We start from the raw sequence: 21,303 nt of genomic DNA on the forward strand, positions 1-21,303 counted from the left end.
AGTCGGCAGAAGTGCGGGTCTGGGAAGTGCCGAGTCGGCAGAAGTGCGGGTCTGGGAGGTGCCGAGTCGGCAGAAGTGCTGGTGCGATGCCTGCACTTGTGCCGACTCGACACCTCCCAGACCCGCACTTCTGCCGACTCGGCACTTCCCAGACCCGCACTTCTGCCGACTCGGCGTCTGGGAGACTGGGGCGGTGAGTCTGGAGATGGACCTGGATCTGGATCTGAGCGCTGACGTCGTCACGCTGGCCCAGCAGCTCGTCGACATCGAGTCGGTGAGTCGCGCCGAGGGGCCGATCACCGACGCCGTCGCGGGGGCGCTGGCGAGGCTCCCCCAGCTGAGCCTGCAGCGGTTCGGCAACACTCTGGTCGCCCGTACCGAGCTGGGTCGCCCCGAGCGGGTCGTGCTGGCCGGCCACCTCGACACCGTGCCGGTCAACGACAACCTCCCCTCCCGGCTGGCCGACGGCGTCCTCCACGGGCTCGGCTCCTGCGACATGAAGGGCGGCGACGCCGTCATCTTGCGGCTCGCCGCCACCGTCCCCGAGCCGGTCCGCGACGTGACCTATGTGCTCTACGACTGCGAGGAGATCGAGGCCGCCGCCAACGGCCTCAACCGGCTCTCGCAGTCCCATCCCGAACTGCTGCAGGCCGACTTCGCGATCCTGATGGAGCCCTCGCTGGCCTCGGTCGAGGCCGGCTGCCAGGGCACCCTGCGGGTCGAGGTGCGCACCCGCGGCGAGCGCGCTCACTCGGCGCGGTCCTGGGCCGGCCGCAACGCCATCCACGCCGCCGGCGAGGTGCTGCGCCGGCTGGAGTCCTACCAGCCCCGCCGGCCGGTGATCGACGGACTGGGGTATCACGAGGGCCTCAACGCCGTCTTCGTCTCCGGCGGCGTCGCCGGCAATGTCGTCCCCGACGAGTGCGTGGTGACCGTCAACCACCGGTTCGCCCCGGACCGCTCCGAGGCGGAGGCGCTCGCCTTCGTGCACGACTTCTTCGAGGGGTACGACGTCACGCTGGTCGACTCCGCGCCGGGCGCGCTGCCCGGACTGGACCGGCCGGCCGCCAAGGAGTTCGTCAAGGCGGTCGGCGGTGAGGTCCGGCCGAAGTTCGGCTGGACCGATGTCGCCCGATTCACCGCGTTGGGGGTACCGGCCGTGAACTACGGTCCTGGTGACCCGATGCTCGCCCACAAGCAGGAGGAACACGTGCCAGTTGCCCAGATCGAGCACTGCGAGCGCGCGCTGCGCAGTTGGCTGGAGGGCCGCTGATGACCCGCCGCAGCGGCCACGGGCCACGCCCCAGTGCCGGGCGCCCGGCCGGCACCACCACCGACCAGCGGCTCCTCGACAGCCGTGGCCCCAGCGAGTGGGTCCACACCGACCCGTGGCGGGTGCTCAAGATCCAGGCCGAGTTCGTCGAGGGGTTCAACGACCTCTCCGAGATCGGCCCGGCGATCTCGGTGTTCGGGTCGGCGCGCACCCCCGTCGACCATCCGTCGTACGAACTGGGGGTCAAGGTCGGCGCCGCCCTCGCCCATGCCGGCTTCACCGTCATCACCGGCGGCGGCCCGGGCGCGATGGAGGCCGCCAACAAGGGCGCCCTCGAGGCCGGCGGCGAGAGCCTCGGCCTGGGCATCGAGCTGCCCTGGGAGACCAAGCTCAACGACTACGTCACCTTCGGGCTCAACTTCCGCTACTTCTTCGTCCGCAAGACCATGTTCGTGAAGTACTCCCAGGGCTATGTGGTGCTCCCCGGTGGCGTCGGCACGCTCGACGAGCTCTTCGAGGCGATGACGCTGTCGCAGACCAACAAGATCACCCAGTTCCCGATCGTGCTGATGGGCACCGAGCGTTGGGAGGGCCTGCTCGACTGGATGCGCGGCGCCATGCTCGCCGAGGGCCGGATCAAGCAGAGCGACCTCGACATGCTGACCGTCACCGACGACATCGAGGAGATGGTCGAGCTGATGGTGAAGGCGCGGGACGCCTGATGATGTGGGTCTTCGCGATCGTCGTGGTGATCGTGATGGGTGCGGTGGCCGCCGTCGCCGCCGGCAGGGGCGAGCCGATGGCGCCGGCCTACGACGACCGCCCGGACGCGCTGGTGCCCGCCGACCGGCCGCTGGTCGGTGACGACCTGCGGCGGACCCGGTTCAGCCTCGCCTTCCGGGGCTACCGGATGTCGGAGGTCGACGACCTGCTCGCCCGGCTGGCGACCCAGCTCGACGAGGCCGGCCGGGACGACGAGCCGGGGGCCGAGTTGGACGCGCCGGATGAGACATAGGAGCATGACGCCCCGTGTCCACCACTGAGCTCGTCGTCACCGTCCTGACCGTCCTGGCGGGGCTCGTCGTGCTGCTGACCCGGCTGCGGCTGCGCGGCAGCCATGCCGGGGTGGTGCTCGCGCTGCACACCTGGCTCGGCCTGCTCGGCGTCGTGGTGTGGCTGGTCTTCGTGCTCGCTCCCGACGACAGCAAGGCCGGCGACGCACTGGTCGGCGTGATCGGCCTGGGCTGCTGGTGGGTGACCTCGCTCGCCGGGCTGGTGCTGATGTTCCGGTGGTGGCCGAGCCGCCGCCGGGGCAAGCGGGCCGCCGACGTGGTCGACCCCGCCGACCGGTGGACGGGCGGTCCCTGGCTGTGGCTGCCTGCGCATCTCGCGGTGTTCGCGATGGCGGTGTGGTTCACCTGGATCTACCTGTGGAGCATCGTCTGATGCGGCTGCTGGCCCGCGCCGTCGTACCTCTCCTCCTTGCGCTCTCGCTGGCTCCCCCGGCCACCGCCGCCCGTCCGGCCGTCGTGGAGGCCCGGGTGATCGGCCACTCGGTCGACGGCCGGCCGATCCGGGCCTGGCACCTCGGCGAGCAGGGCCCGGGGGTGAAGACGGTGGTCGTCATCGCGACCATGCACGGCGACGAGGACAAGGTGTCGCTGATCCCCAAGTCGCTGCGTGACGGGAGCCCGATCCGCGGGGTCGACCTGTGGGTGGTGCCGACCTACAACCCCGACGGCCGCGCCAAGGGCACCCGGCAGAACGCCCGGGGCGTCGACCTCAACCGCAACTATCCGGTCGGCTGGATCCGCACCACCGGCCGTTACGACTCCGGCCGGAAGCCGGCCTCCGAGCCGGAGACCCAGGCGATGATGGCCTTCCTGCGCGAGGTCGATCCCGACGTCGTGCTCTCCTTCCACCAGCCGCTCAACGGCGTCGACACCGACACCAAGCGACCGGCGTTCTCCCGCAAGGTCGCCAAGACCCTGCACCTGCCGACCCGCACCCTCGCCTGCAACGGCAGCTGCCACGGCACCATGACGATGTGGTTCAACAAGCGCTTCGACGGCATCGCGCTCACCGTCGAGTACGGCGCCTCGCCGTCGTCCTCGATGCTGCGCGGCTCGGCGGCCCGGGGGGTGTTGCGGCTCTTCGGTGCGCGCCGGTGAGCGAACGTGGACCCGTCCGGCACGTAGGGACTACGATCCCAGATCGTGCGGCGGACTCTCTCTCGTAGCGTGCTGACGCGGGTGGCGCTGGTCCTAGCACTCTCGCTGGCTCTGGCCGTCTCCCTTGGGATGACGCCGGTCGCCACACCGCCCGCAGTTGCGGCCGCCTACCCAGGAACGCTGTCGGTCGTACCGGCCTCGCCGGCAGGCTACGACGTCTTCGGGGTCGACGCGACCGCTCGCTTCGGCAAGGCCCCGAATGCCACCCTCGTCCTGCAGCGACTCGACGCGGGCGCGTGGGTAGACATCGACTTCTCCCTGCCCAACTCGACCAGGAAGAAGTTCTCCTTCACCGACCGGACTGTGCGGGGCAGTGGAACCTACTCCTATCGGGTGCTCCGTCTTCGGACCGGAAAGGGTGCTGCCACCGTGGTCACAGCGTCGGCGAGTGTCGCCCTGACCTCCCACCCTGTGCCCCCGGCAACGTGGGCGGAGATCACCGCTTCCACGACCGGCGGGGTCGCGGTGTGCGGAATCGGAGCGGAGGCACGCGACCTGTGGTGCTGGGGTTGGACAGATCGGGTGCAGCATCAGGCTGACGGCAGTGGGGTCTACGCCTTCCGCAACGACCCCATTGGGGTCCCGTTCGGTGGCTCTCAGCGATGGAAGTCGGTTGCGGTGGGAGACGATGGCGACCCCGCGTTCTGGCACGCCTGTGCGGTTGCCGAGGTGGGCACCCTGTGGTGCTGGGGTGAGGACGCACAGATCGGCAACGACGGTGGCGGCGTCCTCGGCCTTGGCGCAGTTGCTCGCGTGGAGCAGCCGACCCAGGTTGGGACGGCCTCGGATTGGGAGTCGGTCGCGACGGGAGCCTCCAGCACCTGTGGCATTCGGGCCGACGGCACGCTGTGGTGTTGGGGGAATGTCAGAGTCCTCGGCGTCGAGAGTTGCGAGTGCGATCACACCCGGCCCGTTCAGATGGGAACGGACACTGACTGGCAGTCGGTCTCCGTCGGCAGTTCGTATGCCGGCTACAACGTCAGCAACGCCACCCCAAGCGCGTGTGCGATCAAGACCACGGGCGAACTCTGGTGCTGGGGTAGGCGCGGCGACTCGACCGTGATGCCGACCCGATTGGGAAGCGATGCCGACTGGACACAGGTCTCGGTGGGCGCGGGCCAAGCATGTGCCGTCAAGGCTGCGGGCTCCATGTGGTGTTGGGGCTGGTGGGGCAGAGGGTGGGCATCGGACCCGCTCCCCTTGGGGGGCGCTGCTGACTGGGCCTCGGTCCGGGTTGGCGACTTCGGGCCTTATGGCGTCAAGGCCGACGGGACGGTCTGGACCTGGAGCCTGGGGTCGGACGCGGCCGGGACCGCGTCGGCGTTCACGGCACCGGTGCGAGCCACCTTCGGCACGAACACAGGATTTCCGGCCGGAACGGCCGAGGACAATTCGTCGCTGGTCGGAAGTGGCACGGTGCCTGACGGCAACTGGGTCTCCTATTGGCCCATCCACCGCGACCCAGTCTTGGGTTCGTCACCGAGCACCGATGCCGGGTGTGGCCTCAAGACGGACGGCACGGCGTGGTGCTGGAACCCGCCGAACGGTAATGAGGTCAAAACGACCTGGCGGCCGTTCTGGCTCACGGGCCGCGTGGGTCGGATGGACGCCCCGCCGACGCTCACCGCGCCGGCGTGGTCGCCGATCCTCGCAGCGCGGTGGACCCCGCCCCTCACCTCCAACGCCGCCCCCTATTTCGACGCCGCCGACAACGCGAACTACGGCCACTGGATCGCAGCGACACCTGGGGGGTGGTTCGGAGAGTTCGCCTACACCTCGGCCAAGGCGGGACGTTCCTTCGCTGCGTGGCGAAGCGCCAACTACGAGACTTCCGCCTGGCGGCGAGTAACGCCGGGCCAGTCCGTCTGCGTGCTCGCCACGATCGCCGACGGGATGACGCGCCTCGCCTCGCGGGTGATCCAGACCTGCGGTACTGCCGCGATCGACGACCGCTCCTTCACTAGGTCGGGGAAGGCCAGCCGGGTCAAGGGGAAGTCCTTCTATCGGCGGACGGCGACACGCCTGGGCAAGGGCGCCTCGATCTCCGGCTCGACCAGAGGCGGGATGCAGGCTTACCTGGTCGCCCGGACCTGCCGCGCCTGCGGGACGGTGCGGATCACGTATGGCACGCGCACGGTGGCGACTGTCTCACTCCACTCGGCGGCGACCAGGAACCGAGTTGTGATCGCCCTGCCAGCGCTCGGCAAGGCCAAGCGGATCAAGGTCACGTCGACGAGCCGCAAGCAGGTGCTGGTGGACGGCATCGCCTTCCGTCCCCGCAACCTGCGCTGATCGCGGGCGCGCCAGCACCGAAGCCGACCTAGTAGTTTGTCGCGGCTAAGACGTGGTGTGGCGCGTTGTCCGGGTGCGTAGCTGGCAAGGCGGCCGGGCGAGGGCATCCCGGGCGGCTGTCGAGGCCCGGCCAACGCCGCCAGGGGCGTGCCCGGGCGGCGCGACGGGCCAAGGCCTAGCCGCGACAGGCTACTAGCGGGCGAACAGACAACTCTGTGCGAGATAGGGGATAATGGGCCTGCCCGGTGGGCCCGCGAGGCTCACGAGTCGCCACACAGGAAGAGGTGCCGCATGGCGGCGATGAAGCCGCGGACGGGAGACGGTCCGCTGGAGGTCACCAAGGAAGGGCGCGGCATCGTGATGCGCGTGCCTCTTGAGGGCGGTGGCCGCCTGGTGGTCGAGCTCAACGCCGAGGAGGCCGGGGCACTCGGCGACGCCCTGAAGGCCGTCGTTGGCTGAGGGGACCGCACTGCCCCCTCAGGTCTCGCCCTCACGGCTGGTCCTCGACGAGCGCGACCCGCACCTCATCCGTGGTGCCGATGTCGTCGCGCTGCCGTTCGTCGCCGTGTCCCACTCCGGCAGCGACGACGCCTTCGTGCTGGGGCCCGGTGCGGCCGAGCTGGGCCTCGACCTGCTCGGGGTGCTCGAGTCCGAGCACGCGACCGGCGCGGCCGGTGAGATCGTCAGCCTTCCGGTGCCGGGCTCTGCCCGTGTCCTGCTGGTCGGCCTCGGCGAGACGTCCGCCGACGACTTCCGCCGAGCCGGCGCGGCGCTGGCGCGAGCGGTGCGCGACACCTCCTCGGTCGTCACCACCATCCCGGCGCTGGACCCGACGATCGGCCTGGGGCCGTTCGTGACCGGTCTGGTGCTGGCGGCGTTCTCCTTCGACTGGCGCTCCTCGGGGCCGCTGCACGCACCGGCGTCGACTGTCACGCTGGCCTCGCTCCCCTCGGAGTACGACGACGGGCTGGCGCGCGCCGAAGCGATCGCCCGGGCCGGTTGGCGGGCCCGGTTCCTCGCCACGGTGCCCTCCAATCTGAAGTCACCGGCCTGGCTGGCCGACCAGGCCGTCGAGCTCTGCGCGCCGCTGGGGATCTCGGTCAAGGTCTGGGACGAGGCGGCACTGGCCAAGGAGGGCTTCGGCGGCATCCTCGCCGTCGGCGCCGGCTCCGTCAGCCCGCCACGGCTGATCCGGATGGACTACGCCCCCGCCAGGGCTGGGCGTCGTACCCCCACGCTCGTGCTCGTCGGCAAGGGCATCACCTTCGACACCGGCGGCCTCAACCTCAAGCCCGGCGAGGGCATGTCGACCATGAAGCGGGACATGAGCGGCGGCGCCGTCGTCATCGCGACGATGGCAGCGCTGGCCGAGGTCGGCTGCCCGGTCCGGGTCGTCGGGCTGGTGCCCACCGCCGAGAACGCCGTCTCCGGCTCCTCGATGCGACCCGGCGACGTGATCCGCCACTATGCCGGCGTCAACGGGGTCGGCCGCACCTCCGAGGTCGGCAACACCGACGCCGAGGGACGCCTCGTCCTCGCCGACGCGCTCGCCTATGCCGTCGCCGAGCTCAAGCCGACCGCGCTGGTCGACATCGCCACCCTGACCGGCGCGATGAAGGTGGCGCTCGGCCAGCACCTGGCGGGCCTGTTCACCGGCTCCGATGCGCTGGCCGCCTCGCTGCTCGCGGCCGGCGAGGCCGCGGGCGAGCCGCTGTGGCGGATGCCGCTGACCTCGACCTACGAGGACCGGCTCGCCTCGAAGGTGGCCGACGCCGTCAACGACCCCGGCGGTCCGGGCGCCATCACCGCGGCGCTGTTCCTTCGCCACTTCACCGGCGGGCTGCCGTGGGCGCACCTGGACATCGCCTCGGTCGGCGATGCCCCCGAGGACCGCGACGAGTGGACCACGGGCCCGACCGGCTGGGGTGCCCGGACGCTGCTGCACTGGCTCGGCGGGGACCCGCTCGCCGGCTTGTGACCAGAGAGTGACCTCTGGCACCACGTATCCTTCACAACCTCAGCAGCGCGGCGACCAGGGCGGCGCCAGCCACCACCACCAGGAACGGCGCCCGCAGCAGCAGGAGCACGGCCGCGGTGGCCAGCCCGCCCAGCCGGGCGTCGATCACCAGCCGGTGGCCGTCGGCCAGCACCTGCACCGCGACCAGCGCACCGAGCAGCGCGGGCGGGATCAGCGCCGCCACCCGCACCGTCCAGGGGTGCTCGATGACCCGCTGCGGCACCGAGAGACCGGCGACCTTGAGCGCGTAGCAGCCGAGCGCCGTCACCACGATCGCGGCCCAGATCATCCGGGCACCTGACCGTCCGCGCCGGAGTCCGGGACGACCTCAGGTGCCCGGCGGGTCGCCACCAGTCCGACCACGACGGCGACCGCGCCACCGAGGATGATCGGGACGCCGGCGGCGGTGAGTGGCACCAGCCCGGTCGCGGCCGCGGCGCCGACGACCGCCGCCAACCGCTGCGGCCAGGCGGCGAGCCAAGGCCACAGCAGCGCCAGGAAGGCCGCACCGACCGCCGCATCGAGGCCGAAGATGCGCGGATCGCCGATGGCGGCACCGGCGAGCGCGCCGACCAGCGTCGTCAGGTTCCAGAGCACGAAGATCGACCAGCCGGTGAGGTAGAACGCGGTGCGCTTGTCGGCCTCCTCACGCTGGCCGAGCGCCATCGCCGTCGACTCGTCGATCACCACCTGGGCCGCCGTCAGCCGGCGCGAGCCCCGCAGCCGCAGCAGCGGCGCCAGCGAGAGACCGTAGAACAGGTTGCGGCTGCCGAGCAGGATCGCCGTCGCGGACCCGGCCAGGGGCGCACCACCCGCCGCCACCACGCCGACGAACGCGAACTGCGAGGCCCCGGTGAAGACCAGCAGTGACAGCGCGCATGCCTGCCACACGTCGAGGCCGGAGGCGGTCGCGACGGCACCGAAGGAGATCCCGTAGGCGCCGGTCGCGACCCCGACCCCGAGCGAGTCGACGACGACCGGTCGCGGCATCAGACGCGGGCGAGGGTGATGGTCGCCTTCTCGCCGCCGCCGACGCTCACCACTCCCGCGACGTCAGCGGAGTCGGCGGCCAGAGCAGCCACCTCGTACGACGTCGCCAGGGTCTCCCGGGCGATCAGCTCGGCGTGCTCCCGGGCCGCCGACTGGACGGCCTCGCCGCCCCCGATGACGAGAGTGATCCGGTCGGAGACGTCGAGGTCGGCCTCCTTGCGGGCGTTCTGCACCGCGCGGATCAGGTCGCGGGCCATGCCCTCGGCGGCCAGCTCGTGGGTGACGAAGGTGTCGAGCACGACGAAGCCGCCACCGGGCAGCAGGCCGATCGCGACCTCGTCGGGGGCATCCTCGTCGGCCACCGTCTCCAGGGTGTACTCCCCCTCGACCAGCACCAGCCCGCCGGAGGTGACCGTGCCGTCGGGCCACACCCACCAGTCGCCGTTCTTCGAGCCCTTGATCGCCATTTGCACGTCGCGGCCCAGCCGCGGCCCGGCGGCGCGGGCGTTGACGGTGAGCCGCTGCGCGACGCCGTAGGGCGAGTCCTCGACCGAGGAGAGCGAGACCGTCTTGACGTTGACCTCGTCCCCAATGATGAGCAGAGCGATCTCCTCGAAGCCGCCCAGGTCGACGCCCACGACCGTCAGCCCCGCGAGCGGCAGCCGGTTGCGCAGCTGCCGGGCCTTGCGCAGCGAGGAGGTCACCGAGCAGACGTCACGGACGGTGTCCATCGCGGCCACCAGGGCCGCGTCCTCGGGCAGCTCGGCGACGGTCGGGTAGTCGGCCAGGTGCACCGACCGCTCGCCGGTCAGTCCGCGCCAGATCTCCTCGGTGGTCAGCGGCAGCAGCGGCGCGATCGCCCGGGTGGTGATCTCCAGGACGGTATAGAGGGTGTCGAACGCCGCCCGGTCCTCGGCCCAGAACCGGTCGCGGGAGCGCCGGATGTACCAGTTGGTGAGCACCTCGACGAACCGCTGGGTGGTCTCGCAGGCGTCCGCGAGGTGATAGCCGTCCATCGCCTCGGTCATCTCCCCGACGTACTCCCGGGTCTTGGCCAGGATGTAGCGGTCCAGCGGGTCCCGCGACTGCGTCGACCAGGAGGCGTCGATGTCTGCGGCGTTGGCGTAGAGGCTGAAGAAGTACCAGCTGTTCCACAGCGGGATCATCACCTGGCGCACCGAGTCGCGGATGCCCCGCTCGGTGACGATCAGGTTGCCGCCGCGCAGGATGGGCGAGGACATCAGGAACCAGCGCATCGCGTCGGCGCCGTCGCGGTCGAAGACCTCGGAGACGTCGGGGTAGTTGCGCAGCGACTTCGACATCTTGTTGCCGTCGGAGCCGAGCACGATGCCGTGGCTGATGCAGGAGGAGAAGGCGGGCCGGTCGAACAGCGCGGTCGCCAGGATGTGCAGGGTGTAGAACCAGCCGCGGGTCTGGCCGATGTACTCGACGATGAAGTCGGCCGGGAAGTGCCCCTCGAACCAGTCCTTGTTCTCGAACGGGTAGTGCACCTGCGCGAAGCTCATCGAGCCGGAGTCGAACCACACGTCGAGCACGTCGGCGACCCGGCGCATCATCGACCTGCCCGTCGGGTCGTCGGGGTTGGGGCGCACCAGGTCGTCGACCCAGGGCCGGTGCAGGTCGGGCTCGCCGTCACGGTTGCGGGGCAGCCGGCCGAAGTCCCGCTCGAGCTCCTCGAAGGAGCCGTAGACGTCGACGCGGGGGTAGGCCGGGTCGTCGCTCTTCCACACCGGCACCGGCGATCCCCAGAACCGGTTGCGGGTGATCGACCAGTCGCGGGCGTTCTCCAGCCACTTGCCGAACTGGCCGTCCTTGATGTGGTCGGGGGTCCAGTGGATCTCCTGGTTGAGCTCCACCATCCGCTGCTTGAAGGCGGTCACCTCGACGAACCAGGACTCGACGCCCTTGTAGATCAGCGGCTCGCGGCAGCGCCAGCAGTGCGGGTAGGAGTGCTCGTAGGTCTCCCGGCGCACCAGCACCGTGCCGGGGGTCACCGAGCCGGCCGGCTCGCCGCGGGTGGCGGCCTTGAGGTCGTCGATGATCGCCAGGTTGGCGTCGAAGACCAGCATGCCGGCGTACTCCTCGACGGGGGCGGTGAACCGGCCGTCCTTGCCGACCGGCATCACCGGGGCGATGCCCTCGCGGTCGGTCACCTCCTTGTCGACCTCGCCGAAGGCGCCGGCGGAGTGGACCAGGCCGGAGCCGTCGGTGGTGGTGACCGCCTCGTCGGCGGCCACCACGCGGAAGGCATTCTCGTGGCCCGCGTAGTAGCTGAACGGCGGTGCGTAGACCAGGCCGAGCAGGTCGGCGCCCGTGCCGCGCCACACGACCGTGGGCTCGTCGGCGTCGCCCCCCTCGTTGGATGCAGTGAGCTCCTTCCGGTACGCCGGCACCCGGGCCTCGGCGAGGACGAACCGCGTCCCGCCCGACTCGACCGCCACGTAGTCGATCTCGGTGCCGACCATGACCGCCAGGTTGCTGGGCAGCGTCCACGGCGTGGTGGTCCAGATGACCAGCTTGGCGCCCTGGAGCTCGCCCGGTGTCGTGATGTCGAAACCGACCGTGACGGCCGGGTCCTGGCGCTGCTGGTAGACGTCGTCGTCCATCCGCAGCTCGTGGTTGGACAGCGGGGTCTCGTCGTTCCAGCAGTAGGGCAGCACCCGGAAGCCCTCGTAGACCAGGCCCTTGTCGAACAGCGACTTGAAGGCCCAGATGACCGACTCCATGAACTCGGGGTTCATGGTCTTGTAGTCGCCTGCGAAGTCGACCCAGCGGGCCTGCCGGGTGACATAGTCGCGCCACTCGCCGGCGTACTTCAAGACGCTGGCGCGGCAGGCGTCGTTGAACACCTCGACGCCCATCGCGACGATCTCGTCGGTGGTCTTGATGCCGAGCTGGCGCATCGCCTCCAGCTCGGCGGGCAGGCCGTGGGTGTCCCAGCCGAACCGGCGCTCGACGCGCTTGCCCTTCATGGTCTGGTAGCGCGGCACGATGTCCTTGACGTAGCCGGTGAGCAGGTGGCCGTAGTGCGGCAGGCCGTTGGCGAAGGGCGGGCCGTCGTAGAAGACGAACTCCTCGCCGGTGCGGGCGTCGATGCTCGCCTGGAAGGTGCCGTCCTCGGCCCAGTAGTCGAGGACGCGCTCCTCGATCGCCGGGAAGCGCGGGGACGCGGGGACGCCGCCCTTGGTCGGCTCGACGGTCGGGTCGGTGGTGACCTTGGGGTAGGTCATAGGAGCGGCTCCTGCGGTCGGTCTCATCGGGTCACAGGGACGACTCCCCCGGGACTCCGGGCTTGCCGCGGTACCACCCTGCTTGCCGACATGCGTCGACCACTCGTTGACGGCTGTGACGGGCCTACCCGCCGGGTTCTACTTGCTCGCGCTTTCTTCCCGGGGCTCGCCGCTGATGACGGCTCGAACGCCTGTGGTCACCAGGGTACGGCGTCGGGCGGCTGCGGGTGAAACCGGTTTGCCGGGCCGGGTCGAAGCAGAGAGGCTGCCGCCATGGCCTACCACCGGCCTTCGACTCCTATCTCGACGAGCTGCCGGAGTCCGAGCTCGGCACCACCCGCGCCACGCCCCGCGGCAACGACACTGTCTCGGTGCGGGAGGTGCTGGTCCACCTGATCGAGGAGTACGCCCGGCACCTGGGCCACGTCGACCTGCTCCGCGAGACGATCGACGGCCGCACCGGCCTGTAGACCCTGTGGAAGACTCGTGGCGCCAGATTGGCGCCACGCCCACACTCGGGCTATGCCCACGATCCAGATCAAGCACGTTCCCGAGGCGACCCACGCGGTCTTGCGGCGCCGGGCGGACGCCGCGGGGCAGTCCCTTCAGGAGTACATGACAGCGTGCTGGTCGTTGACGCGAGCGTCATGATGAAGGCGCTTGCCGACGGCGGGCTCCAGGGGCGGCGGCTGCGGGCAGAACGCGCTGGCTTCGGAGTGTCCGCCGCCTTGCCGGTGCGGTCGGCCGGGCACAGGTGGCGCCGATAGACTCCGACCCCGTGACTCGCACTGCTTGGGGCTTCGGCCTGACGACGTACGCCGCCGACAACTCCGTGCTGGACGTGTGGTTCCCCGAACCGGCGCTCGGCGAGGTGCCCGAGCGCGCCGTGGGGCCGGCCGAGCTGAAGGCGCTGGAGGGCTCGGACCAGCTGCGGCGTGTGGAGCGGAAGGTCGAGCTGGTCTCCGCCGACCTCGACGAGGCACCGGGGACCACCCAGGACGCCTGGCTGCGGCTGCACCTGCTCTCCCACCGGCTGGTCGAGCCGCACGGTCAGCGCCTCGACGGCATCTTCGGGCTGCTCACCAATGTGGTGTGGACCAGCGAGGGGCCGTGCGCGGTCGAAGGCTTCGAGCTGACCCGGGCCCGGCTGAAGGCGGCCGGCCGGCACGTCAGCGTCTACGGCGTCGACAAGTTCCCGCGCATGGTCGACTACGTGCTGCCCAGCGGCGTCCGCATCGCCGACGCCGACCGGGTCCGGCTCGGCGCCCACCTCGCCGAGGGCACCACCGTCATGCACGAGGGCTTCGTCAACTTCAACGCCGGCACGCTGGGCACCTCGATGGTGGAGGGCCGCATCTCCGCGGGCGTCGTGGTCGGCGACGGCTCCGACATCGGCGGCGGCGCCTCGATCATGGGCACGCTGTCGGGTGGCGGCAAGCAGGTCATCTCCGTCGGAGAGCGCTGCCTGCTGGGTGCCAACTCCGGTCTGGGGATCTCGCTCGGCGACGACTCGGTCGTCGAGGCCGGCACCTATGTCACCGCCGGCACCAAGGTGACGCTGGCTGACGGGCGGGTCGTCAAGGCCGCCGAGCTCTCCGGCGCCAGTCATGTGCTGTTCCGCCGCAACTCCCTCACCGGCGCCATCGAGGCGGTGCCGTGGCAGGGCGAGGGCATCGTCCTCAACGAGGCCTTGCACGCGAACTAGCCTCCAAGCATGAGGCGGCTGCTGACCGCCGTCGTGGTCCTGGTCTTCCTGGGCGCGGCGGCCACCTGGGCATGGCGGGAGCTCTCCGGCCGCGCCCAACGGCTGCTGCCGGACGAGTGCGTCGCGGAGGTCTCGAAGGACGGCGAGACGCTCGACGCCAGTCTCGACCTCGAGCAGGCCCAGCACGCCGCGCTGATCGCCGCCATCGCGGTCCGTCGCGAGCTGCCCGCCCGGGCCGCCACCATCGCCATCGCCACCGCCATCCAGGAGTCGAAGCTCTACAACCTGCAGTACGGCGACCGGGACTCGCTCGGCCTGTTCCAGCAGCGGCCGTCGCAGGGTTGGGGCACGGCTGCGCAGATCCTGGACCCGACCTACGCCATCGGCGCCTTCTACGACGCGCTGGTGCGCATCGACGGCTACGAGACGATGCGGATCACCGAGGCGGCCCAGCTGGTGCAGCGCAGCGCCTTCCCGGAGGCGTACGCCGACCACGAGCCCGAGGGCCGGGCGCTGGCCTCGGCGCTGACCGGTGAGAGCGCGGCGGCGTTCTCGTGCCGGATGGGCTCGATCCCGGGCGGCCGCAGCGCGAGCGTGGCCCGCGACGAGATCACCGGCGTCTTCGGCGATCTGGTCGGCACCCCGGTGGTCGCCGGGCGCGCGGTCACCGTGCAGGTGCCGGGCAAGCGGCTCGGCTGGGCGCTCGCGCAGTATCTGGTCGCGCAGGCCGACCGGCTCGGCATCCGCCGGGTCGCCTTCGGCGGCCAGGCCTGGAGCGGCAAGGAGCGCTGGGACGACGCCGAGACCCCGGCCCGCACCGTCCGGATCGACCTGGCCACCACGGGATAGCCCGGGGATGGCGCTATTCGGCGAGACGGGCGACCGCGGCGGCGACCCGCTCGTCGGTCGCGGTGAACGCGATCCGGACGTGCTCCTTGCCGGCGGGTCCGTAGAACTCGCCGGGGGCGGCGAGGATGCCGCGCTCGGCCAGCCAGTCGACGGTCTCCCAGCAAGGCTCGCCGCGGGTCGCCCAGAGGTAGAGCGCGGCCTCGGAGTGGTCGACCGCGAAGCCCGCGCCGGTCAGCGCGGTGAGCAGCTCGGCACGCCGGGCGGCGTAGATCCGGTGCTGCGCGGCGGCATGCTCGTCGTCGTCGAGCACGGCGGCCATGGCGGCCTGTACCGGGCCGGGCATGATCAGGCCGAGGTTCTTGCGGACCGCCAGCAGCTCGCCGACCAGGGCCGGGTCACCGGCCACGAAGCCGGCCCGGTAGCCGGCCAGGTTGGAGCGCTTCGAGAGCGAGTGGACGGCCAGCAGGCCGTCGAAGGAGCCGCCGCAGACCGAGGGGTGCAGCACCGACACCGGCCGCTCGCCCTGCCACCAGCACTCGAGATAGCACTCGTCGGAGATCAGGATCGTGCCCCGCTCGCGGCACCACTCGACCACCTTGCGCAGGTGCTCGACGGGGAGCACCCGGCCGGTCGGGTTGGAGGGCGAGTTGAGCCAGAGGATCTTGGGGATTCGGGGGCCGACGGCGGTCAGCGAGTCCGTGGCAAGGAAGTCGGCACCGGCCAGCGCCGCGCCCACCTCGTAGGTCGGATAGGCCAGCTCGGGGAAGACCACCAGGTCGCCCGAGCCGGCGGCGAGGTGGAGCGGCAGGCCGGCGATCAACTCCTTGGTGCCGACTACCGGGATGAGGCTGTCGAGGTCGAGCCCGGTGACGCCGTGGTTGCGGGCCAGCCAGTCGATGGCGGCCTGCCGCACCTGTGCGGTGCCGACCGTCGTGGGGTAGCCCGGGGAGTCGGCGGCGGCCGCGAGCGCCGCCCGGGCGAGTGCCGGGGTCGGGTCGACCGGGGTGCCGATCGAGAGGTCGACGATGCCGTCGGGATGCGCCCTGGCCCGGTCGGCGTACACCGTGAGCTTGTCCCAGGGGAAGTCCGGCAGCCTGGCGGAGATGGACAATCAGTGTTCCTGGTTCTGCGGCGGCAGCGCTTCGACGAACGCCTCGTCCTTGTCGATGACGCCCATCTTGGTGGCGCCGCCGGGGGCGCCGAGGTCGTCGAAGAACTTCACGTTGGCGTCGTAGTAGCCCTTCCACTCCTCGGGCACGTCGTCCTCGTAGAAGATCGCCTCGACCGGGCAGACCGGCTCACAGGCACCGCAGTCGACGCACTCGTCGGGGTGGATGTAAAGCATCCGCTTGCCCTCGTAGATGCAGTCGACCGGGCACTCGTCGACGCAGGCGCGGTCCTTGAGGTCCACGCACGGCTGGGCGATGACGTAGGTCATCGAAGGCTCCTTCGACACAGTTTCGTGCTCGACGACGGGATCGGGGTCGAGCAGCGGCGGATTGCTGGTGCCAGCGTAATATCTCCAGGTGTCGGAGGTTTCGCTAGGTCCACATGTCGTCGGTCGGCGAGTGGTCGTCAGGCGCGTCGTCGAGGGCGAGACCGGCCCCACCGGCGGGCCTGCCCTGACCGACGTCCTCGGGATGTGTACGGCGTGGGCCGACGGGATCTGCGTGGTCGAGTCCGAGGCCGGGCCGGTGGAGATCCCGATCGCGCTGATCGTCTCCGGCAAGCCGGTGCCGCCCCGGCCGACCCGCCGCGCCGCGCCGGGCACCTGACGTTTCGCACGCGACCCGCCGTGGAACGGGTGCGAAACGTCAGGTGCCCGGCGTCGTCGGCGACACCCGGCGCCGACACTAATCCGGCTTGCCGCTCTCGGGCGCCTGGCAGGTGACGTGGTCCTGCGGGATGTAGGTGGTGTGGAACTTCTCGGTCTTCTCGATCGCCTCGGAGCCGGGCTGGTGGAAGTAGCGCCACACGTCGACCTGGAAGCCCGGCGCCCCTTCGGTGGCCTCGCAGTTGGTGGACTCGATGGTCCGGTCCTCGAACGGCGTGAAGGCGTAGCGGTCGGAGGTCTTGGTGGTGATGTCCCAGGTCTTGGTGGACCACATCTGGACGGTCACCGAGCCCTGCGAGGACGGCGTCGACTTGGTCACCCAGGAGTGGATCAGGATGCCGTACGGCGTGTCGTTGGTGAACTTCAGGTCGACCGAGCCCCAGGCGACGGTGGCCTCGCGGCCGACGGGATAGCGCGAGATATAGAGCGAGTGCGGCTTGTGCTCGACGTCCTTCAGGCCGGCGAAGAACATCGCGTTGAAGGTGGTCGTGGCCATCTGCGAGACACCGCCGCCGAGGTCGGAGTAGAAGACGCCGTTCTGGATGGTCCAGCCTTCGGTGAAGCCGTTCTCGCGGGTGCGCTCCCCCACGATGTCGTTGAGGGAGAAGGTGTCGCCCGGTTCGAGGATGGTGCCGTCGACGATCTCGGCGGCCCGGCCGATGTTGATATTGCGGTATTCGGCGTAGGGGAAGTAGGTGGTGAACTCGCTGACCTTCTCCTTGATGCCCCAGGCCTCGGCGGCGGCGGTGGAGATCTTCGGCTCGGCGACGGTGGCGGCGACGGCCTGCTCGCGCTGGCCGGCCGGCTTGGCGACGAGCGCCAGGAAGGTGTCGCTGACCTGCTGCGGGTCGAAGCTGGCGCCCGGCTTGGCGGGGATCACCGTCGGCTTCCCGTCGACCAGCTTGACGGTGGCGTCGACGGGCTTGCTGGACTTGGAGATCCGCTTCGACACCAGCGCGGTGAGCGCGTCCTGGTCGACCACCGGCTGGAGGGTGCCGTCCTTCGGCTGCAGGCTCAGCACGCCGGCGTACTTCTCCGGCTGGAGCACGATGGGCGAGTCGCCGAAGCGCAGCGTGACCGGCCCGGACATGGCCGGGTTGGCGAAGGTGTCGACGGCGGTGCGGACGTCGTCGGCGTCGATGTCGGGGACGACGTCGGTCAGGTCGACCTCGACCGTGCGCTGGTCGGACAGGAACGCCGCCAGCAGGCCCTCGCGCAGCGCGTCGTGGTCGAGTGCCTTCCCCGTGACCGCGTCGGTGACCTGGACGCCGGTTCCGGCCAAGGCGACGCCGCCGTCCTGGGCGGGAGTGCCCAGCTCGGTGTCGAGCCGGTCCGCGACGCCGGCCAGGGCGTCGTCGTCGATCGTCACGATCGCGTCGTGGCTGGCGCCGCCGGTGTAGTGCTCCCACAGCCTCTGCGGGTCCCAGCTCTTGCCGCTGGCGGCCTGGGCGACGGAGGCGACGTAGTTGACCTCAAGGCCGACCTCGGCCGGGTCGACGGTGGCGGTCTGACCGCCGGCGTCGACGGTGATCGGCGCCGCGACCCGGTCGGCGAGCCCGTCGCGCAGCGCCTCGGCCGCCTCGGTGACGGTCAGGTCGCCGACCTTGACGCCGGCCACGGTGGCGCCGTGGGGCAGCTTGTCGCCGGCGAACGCATAGGCGGCCGCCCAGCCGCCGCCCACCACCAGGAGAAGGATCACCACCACCGCGACGACGGCGCCGAACCCGGCCCGCTGCCGCTTCTTCTTGACCGGCTTCACTGCCGGTCTTTCCGCGGTGTCCCCATCCCCCTGCATGGCGCGCAGCCTACCGATCCGGGGTCCGCGGAGGTCGCCACCACCCCGGCCGGCGCGGTGGCGGGATCGTCGCGATGGCCAGCATGATCACCACCAGGCCGAGGCCGAGGTAGGCATAGCCGAGGCCGCTCTGGGCGACCACGAAGTCGCCCTCGGGACGGGTGAAGGTGAACAGCGCCATCGGGAGCAGCCAGCCGGCGGCGTACAGCGTGCGGGTCGGGCCGGGTGGCGCCGCCCAGAGCGCGGCGACGGTCGCCGCCGCGGCGAGCCCGAGCGACCACCAGCGGTCGTGCACCCAGACGCTGGCGGTGCCGACCGCGGCGCCCACCACCAGGCCGGCGAGCGCCCGCAGCAGCCTCACAGACCCGCGAACAGGTCGGTCTCCAGACCGCGCTCGTCGACCGGCCCCAGGGTGCCCTTGGCGAGCCGGAAGTGCTCATAGCCCCAGGCCTGGGCGCCGAGGTTGTTGGAGAGCGCGAAGAACGGGCCGTCGGTGGTGATCTGGGTGGCGTGGGCGCGCATCGCGGCCAGCTTGGCCTCGGCATACGCCGTGCCGTCGATCTCGGCGGCGAGGTCGGCGTCGGGCGAGGTCATCGGCAGCGGCCCATCGGGGTCGAGCCCCTCGAAGGGCGACTCCTCCCCGAGCTCGCGCAGCCGCCGCAGCCCCTCGCGCATCCGGCTCTCCGACATCGCGGACCAGTAGATCTTGGCGATCTCCCAGGGCTCGCCGAGGTCGCGGCGGTACGACGGCACCGCGGCCAGCTGGGCGGCGTACATGGCGACCCGGTGGGCCTGGATGTGGTCGGGATGGCCGTAGTTGCCGAACTGGTCGTAGGTCGACATCACCTGCGGGCGGACCTCGCGGATGATCGTGACCAGGTGGTCGGCGGCCTCGGTGAGGTCGGCGTGCCAGAAGGCGTTGTCGTGGATGGTGTCGCCCGGGATGGCGTAGCCGTCGGCGTGCCATTGCATCCCGGAGTCGCGGTAGGCGCCGAAGCCGCCGAGGAAGCGGTGGTCGGTGACGCCGAGCTCCTTCATCGCCTCGGCCAGCTCGCCGCGGCGGTGCTCGCCCAGCCCGTCCTCCTGGTCGGCGGCGAGGTGGGCCAGCTCGGGCACCAGGATCTCGCCCATCTCGCCGGCGGTACAGGTGACCAGGGTGACGCCGCGACCCTCCGCGACGTACTTCGCCATCGTGGCACCGGTGCCGATGGTCTCGTCGTCGGGATGGGCATGGACAAGGAGGATCCGCTGGTCGGGCACGAGTCTCAGCCTACTGAGCGGCCGTTACCGGGGCCGCTTGAGGCGGCGGGGCTCGGCAGGCAGGTCCAGTGCCGGGCGCGGCAGCCGCTGCTCGGGGACGTCCAGCCAGCCGTCGTACTCGTCGACGAGGAGGTCGAGAACCAGCTCCGGGGCGTCGCTGACCACCGCCCAGGGATGATCCTCGTCGTCGTCCTCGCCCTGGTAGCGCTCCCGCTCGACGCCCACCTCCCAGCCGTCGCTGGCGAGCCGGGCCGCGACGGCGCGGGCGTCGTCCTCCTCGAAGAAGATGCCCCGGGCCCGGGGCGCGCCCAGAAGCCCGGCCAGCTCGGCGAGGAAGGGCCGGTCGTTGTCGAGCCACGCCACCTCGTCGAGCTCGGCGGCGGAGAGCCACCGGATCGCGTCGTGCTCGGTGGGCTCCGGCGCGCCGCCCACCAGCCGAGCGGTGGCGACCCGGAGCACGTGCTCGCCTACCGGCACCGTGACGCTCAGCCAGCCGGTCACCTCGACGGCACAGCCGAGCTCCTCCTCGACCTCCCGGACCAGCGCCGCCTCCGGCGTCTCACCGGTCTCGACCTTGCCGCCGGGGAACTCCCAGCCGCCGGCCAGCTCCGGCGGGACGGTGCGCCGCGCGGCCAGCACCCGGCCGGCGCGGAGGATCGCGGCACCCACGACAAGACTCACAGGTGGTGAGATTAGCGGTGTGTATCTGACCCGCACCGAGGAGAACGTCGCGGGGGTCGACGCGCTCGCGGCCCGGCTGGCGCCCTCCGGTGGCGGCCGGGTCGGGCTGGCGGCGCTGCTCGACGACCTGCCGCACCGGGCCCGGCGGACGCTGGCGCCGGGTCTGGGGGTACGGCGGGCGCTGGCCTGGGAGCGGTCCGACCGCCACGACCGGACGTGGTTCCCGCAGGGCGTGACCAACTCCTACGCCACCGACACCGACCGCGAGGTGCTGCTGGTGGCGTGGTACTCCAGCCGCGGCGCGGGCGCCCGGGTCAGCTTCCTCGACCTGGCCGCGCGACGGTATCGACACGTGCTGCTGGTCGAGCCGACCGAGGACGGCGACGTACGTCCGGTGAAGGTGCACGCCGGCGGGCTGGTCTGGCAGGGACCGTGGCTGCACGTCGCCTCGACCTGGCGGGGTCTGCTGACCTGCCGGGTCGAGGACGTGATGCTGGATCCGACCGAGGAGCACGGCTACCGCTACCTGCTGCCGGTGCGGTTCGGCTACCAGGCGGCCACCGACGAGGGCGTGGCCCGGCTGCGCTACTCCTTCCTGTCGCTGGACCGCAGCGGCCCGGAGCCGGCACTGGTGGCCGGCGAGTACGGCGCCGACGGGCAGACCACCCGGCTGGCTCGCTTCCCCACCGACCCGGCGACCGGGCTGCCGGCGGCCGGCGAGGACGGCACGGTGCGGCCGGCGGACCTCGGCGACGCGGCTCGGGCGCGGATGCAGGGCGGCTGCCGGGTCGGCGGCGTCTGGTATGTCACCGTCTCTCGTGGTCGACGTACCCCGGGCGATGTCTACGTCGGAGGTCTCGGGGCGTTCACCCGCTACCGCTGGGCCACCCCGATGGGCCCCGAGGACCTCTGCCACCACCCGCCGACCGACCTGCTCTGGTCGGTTACCGAGCATCCGGGCCGGCGCTGGGTGTTCGCGATGAAGCGGGGCTGGTTCCGCTAGTAGGCTGTCGCGGCTAAAGCGCGTGGTAGCGCGGTGTCCGGGTGCGTGCCTCGCAAGGCGCCGGCGCGAAGGCAGGCCGGTGGCCTGTCGAGCGTCGGCAACGCCGCGAGGTGCGTGCCCGG

Annotated in this window: 23 protein-coding genes; 14 read left to right on the forward strand and 9 right to left on the reverse strand. The window is 71.3% G+C overall.

Features of this window, described 5'->3' with window-relative positions:
- Positions 1–205: 205 nt before the first annotated feature.
- The 8 genes from dapE (at position 206) to QM595_RS03390 (ending at position 7,774) form a co-directional block, all read left to right on the forward strand.
- On the forward strand, positions 206–1,273 hold the full coding sequence (gene dapE / locus QM595_RS03355) for a succinyl-diaminopimelate desuccinylase (protein ID WP_415170128.1): 1,068 nt from the start codon (positions 206–208) through the stop codon (positions 1,271–1,273).
- Positions 1,273–1,995 carry a TIGR00730 family Rossman fold protein gene (locus tag QM595_RS03360; RefSeq protein WP_415170108.1) on the forward strand — a complete coding sequence of 241 codons (723 nt, stop codon included), beginning with the start codon at positions 1,273–1,275 and terminating at the stop codon, positions 1,993–1,995. Before dapE ends, QM595_RS03360 begins: the two co-directional genes overlap by 1 nt.
- Positions 1,995–2,288: a DivIVA domain-containing protein gene (locus QM595_RS03365; protein ID WP_415170109.1), complete on the forward strand. Its 294-nt coding sequence runs from the start codon at positions 1,995–1,997 to the stop codon at positions 2,286–2,288. The genes QM595_RS03360 and QM595_RS03365 overlap by 1 nt, the downstream gene beginning before the upstream one ends.
- A 14-nt stretch (positions 2,289–2,302) precedes the next feature.
- Positions 2,303–2,719 (forward strand): hypothetical protein, encoded by a 417-nt coding sequence (locus tag QM595_RS03370; RefSeq protein ID WP_415170110.1) that lies wholly within the window; start codon positions 2,303–2,305, stop codon positions 2,717–2,719.
- Positions 2,704–3,444: a M14 family zinc carboxypeptidase gene (locus tag QM595_RS03375; RefSeq protein ID WP_415170111.1), complete on the forward strand. Its 741-nt coding sequence runs from the start codon at positions 2,704–2,706 to the stop codon at positions 3,442–3,444. Before QM595_RS03370 ends, QM595_RS03375 begins: the two co-directional genes overlap by 16 nt.
- 69 nt (positions 3,445–3,513) lie before the next feature.
- Positions 3,514–5,796, forward strand: a complete 2,283-nt coding sequence (locus QM595_RS03380) for a hypothetical protein (RefSeq protein WP_415170112.1) — start codon at positions 3,514–3,516, stop codon at positions 5,794–5,796.
- A 291-nt stretch (positions 5,797–6,087) separates the two neighbouring features.
- Positions 6,088–6,255 (forward strand): DUF3117 domain-containing protein, encoded by a 168-nt coding sequence (locus tag QM595_RS03385; protein WP_166191440.1) that lies wholly within the window; start codon positions 6,088–6,090, stop codon positions 6,253–6,255.
- Complete coding sequence (locus tag QM595_RS03390) at positions 6,248–7,774, forward strand: leucyl aminopeptidase family protein (protein WP_415170113.1); 1,527 nt, start codon at positions 6,248–6,250, stop codon at positions 7,772–7,774. Before QM595_RS03385 ends, QM595_RS03390 begins: the two co-directional genes overlap by 8 nt.
- 31 nt (positions 7,775–7,805) lie before the next feature.
- On the opposite strand, the gene QM595_RS03395 is transcribed toward QM595_RS03390, so the two are convergent.
- From QM595_RS03395 to ileS, 3 genes are read right to left on the reverse strand one after another with little or no spacing between them, the layout of a single operon-like run.
- Positions 7,806–8,102 carry an AzlD domain-containing protein gene (locus QM595_RS03395; RefSeq protein WP_415170114.1) on the reverse strand — a complete coding sequence of 99 codons (297 nt, stop codon included), beginning with the start codon at positions 8,100–8,102 and terminating at the stop codon, positions 7,806–7,808.
- Positions 8,099–8,803 carry an AzlC family ABC transporter permease gene (locus tag QM595_RS03400; RefSeq protein WP_415170115.1) on the reverse strand — a complete coding sequence of 235 codons (705 nt, stop codon included), beginning with the start codon at positions 8,801–8,803 and terminating at the stop codon, positions 8,099–8,101. Before QM595_RS03400 ends, QM595_RS03395 begins: the two co-directional genes overlap by 4 nt.
- Positions 8,803–12,054 (reverse strand): isoleucine--tRNA ligase, encoded by a 3,252-nt coding sequence (ileS, locus tag QM595_RS03405; RefSeq protein ID WP_415170116.1) that lies wholly within the window; start codon positions 12,052–12,054, stop codon positions 8,803–8,805. Before ileS ends, QM595_RS03400 begins: the two co-directional genes overlap by 1 nt.
- 227 nt (positions 12,055–12,281) lie before the next feature.
- Between ileS and QM595_RS03410 the strand changes: the two genes are divergently transcribed.
- The 4 genes from QM595_RS03410 to QM595_RS03425 all read left to right on the forward strand — a co-directional run bounded on the left by QM595_RS03410 (position 12,282) and on the right by QM595_RS03425 (position 14,608).
- Entirely contained in the window at positions 12,282–12,524 is a 243-nt protein-coding gene (locus QM595_RS03410; protein WP_415170117.1) for a DUF664 domain-containing protein, read from the forward strand.
- Between the two features lie 52 nt (positions 12,525–12,576).
- Positions 12,577–12,705 carry a FitA-like ribbon-helix-helix domain-containing protein gene (locus QM595_RS03415; RefSeq protein ID WP_415170118.1) on the forward strand — a complete coding sequence of 43 codons (129 nt, stop codon included), beginning with the start codon at positions 12,577–12,579 and terminating at the stop codon, positions 12,703–12,705.
- 127 nt (positions 12,706–12,832) lie between these two features.
- Positions 12,833–13,759, forward strand: a complete 927-nt coding sequence (gene dapD / locus QM595_RS03420; RefSeq protein ID WP_415170119.1) for a 2,3,4,5-tetrahydropyridine-2,6-dicarboxylate N-succinyltransferase — start codon at positions 12,833–12,835, stop codon at positions 13,757–13,759.
- A 9-nt stretch (positions 13,760–13,768) separates the two neighbouring features.
- Positions 13,769–14,608, forward strand: a complete 840-nt coding sequence (locus QM595_RS03425) for a hypothetical protein (RefSeq protein ID WP_415170120.1) — start codon at positions 13,769–13,771, stop codon at positions 14,606–14,608.
- 13 nt (positions 14,609–14,621) lie between these two features.
- Here the strand turns inward: QM595_RS03425 and dapC are convergent, their stop codons facing one another.
- Together dapC and fdxA are read right to left on the reverse strand one after the other, a co-directional pair.
- Complete coding sequence (dapC, locus tag QM595_RS03430) at positions 14,622–15,719, reverse strand: succinyldiaminopimelate transaminase (protein WP_415170121.1); 1,098 nt, start codon at positions 15,717–15,719, stop codon at positions 14,622–14,624.
- The gene (gene fdxA / locus QM595_RS03435) at positions 15,720–16,046 is read right to left on the reverse strand and encodes a ferredoxin (RefSeq protein WP_415170122.1); all 327 of its coding nucleotides are present in this window, start codon (positions 16,044–16,046) and stop codon (positions 15,720–15,722) included.
- A 130-nt stretch (positions 16,047–16,176) separates the two neighbouring features.
- Between fdxA and QM595_RS03440 the strand changes: the two genes are divergently transcribed.
- Positions 16,177–16,383, forward strand: a complete 207-nt coding sequence (locus tag QM595_RS03440) for a hypothetical protein (protein WP_415170123.1) — start codon at positions 16,177–16,179, stop codon at positions 16,381–16,383.
- A 78-nt stretch (positions 16,384–16,461) separates the two neighbouring features.
- Here the strand turns inward: QM595_RS03440 and QM595_RS03445 are convergent, their stop codons facing one another.
- The 4 genes from QM595_RS03445 to QM595_RS03460 are packed head-to-tail and all read right to left on the reverse strand — an operon-like array spanning position 16,462 to position 20,178.
- The gene (locus QM595_RS03445) at positions 16,462–18,237 is read right to left on the reverse strand and encodes a VanW family protein (protein ID WP_415170124.1); all 1,776 of its coding nucleotides are present in this window, start codon (positions 18,235–18,237) and stop codon (positions 16,462–16,464) included.
- Between the two features lie 10 nt (positions 18,238–18,247).
- Positions 18,248–18,598 (reverse strand): DUF6113 family protein, encoded by a 351-nt coding sequence (locus QM595_RS03450; RefSeq protein ID WP_415170125.1) that lies wholly within the window; start codon positions 18,596–18,598, stop codon positions 18,248–18,250.
- A complete protein-coding gene (gene mshB / locus QM595_RS03455) occupies positions 18,595–19,506 on the reverse strand; it encodes an N-acetyl-1-D-myo-inositol-2-amino-2-deoxy-alpha-D-glucopyranoside deacetylase (protein ID WP_415170129.1) in 912 nt (303 codons plus the stop codon). Before mshB ends, QM595_RS03450 begins: the two co-directional genes overlap by 4 nt.
- A gap of 15 nt (positions 19,507–19,521) precedes the next feature.
- Complete coding sequence (locus QM595_RS03460; protein WP_415170126.1) at positions 19,522–20,178, reverse strand: (deoxy)nucleoside triphosphate pyrophosphohydrolase; 657 nt, start codon at positions 20,176–20,178, stop codon at positions 19,522–19,524.
- A gap of 19 nt (positions 20,179–20,197) precedes the next feature.
- Here QM595_RS03460 and QM595_RS03465 point away from each other — a divergent pair, with 19 nt between their 5' ends.
- Positions 20,198–21,181 (forward strand): hypothetical protein, encoded by a 984-nt coding sequence (locus tag QM595_RS03465; RefSeq protein WP_415170127.1) that lies wholly within the window; start codon positions 20,198–20,200, stop codon positions 21,179–21,181.
- The last annotated feature ends 122 nt before the right edge of the window (positions 21,182–21,303 follow it).

The sequence above is a fragment of the Nocardioides sp. genome, from assembly GCF_047607185.1.
Lineage (GTDB): Bacteria > Actinomycetota > Actinomycetes > Propionibacteriales > Nocardioidaceae > Nocardioides.

Bases quoted from the DNA above. Each gene is read 5' to 3' on its own strand.
- QM595_RS03365 (WP_415170109.1), top strand. From the start codon at position 1,995: ATGATGTGGGTCTTCGCGATCGTCGTGGTGATCGTGATGGGTGCGGTG.
- QM595_RS03425 (WP_415170120.1), top strand. From the start codon at position 13,769: ATGAGGCGGCTGCTGACCGCCGTCGTGGTCCTGGTCTTCCTGGGCGCG.
- QM595_RS03445 (WP_415170124.1), bottom strand. From the start codon at position 18,237: ATGCAGGGGGATGGGGACACCGCGGAAAGACCGGCAGTGAAGCCGGTC.
- ileS (WP_415170116.1), bottom strand. From the start codon at position 12,054: ATGACCTACCCCAAGGTCACCACCGACCCGACCGTCGAGCCGACCAAG.
- QM595_RS03385 (WP_166191440.1), top strand. From the start codon at position 6,088: ATGGCGGCGATGAAGCCGCGGACGGGAGACGGTCCGCTGGAGGTCACC.
- fdxA (WP_415170122.1), bottom strand. From the start codon at position 16,046: ATGACCTACGTCATCGCCCAGCCGTGCGTGGACCTCAAGGACCGCGCC.
- QM595_RS03395 (WP_415170114.1), bottom strand. From the start codon at position 8,102: ATGATCTGGGCCGCGATCGTGGTGACGGCGCTCGGCTGCTACGCGCTC.
- QM595_RS03360 (WP_415170108.1), top strand. From the start codon at position 1,273: ATGACCCGCCGCAGCGGCCACGGGCCACGCCCCAGTGCCGGGCGCCCG.
- QM595_RS03400 (WP_415170115.1), bottom strand. From the start codon at position 8,803: ATGCCGCGACCGGTCGTCGTCGACTCGCTCGGGGTCGGGGTCGCGACC.
- QM595_RS03415 (WP_415170118.1), top strand. From the start codon at position 12,577: ATGCCCACGATCCAGATCAAGCACGTTCCCGAGGCGACCCACGCGGTC.
- dapE (WP_415170128.1), top strand. From the start codon at position 206: ATGGACCTGGATCTGGATCTGAGCGCTGACGTCGTCACGCTGGCCCAG.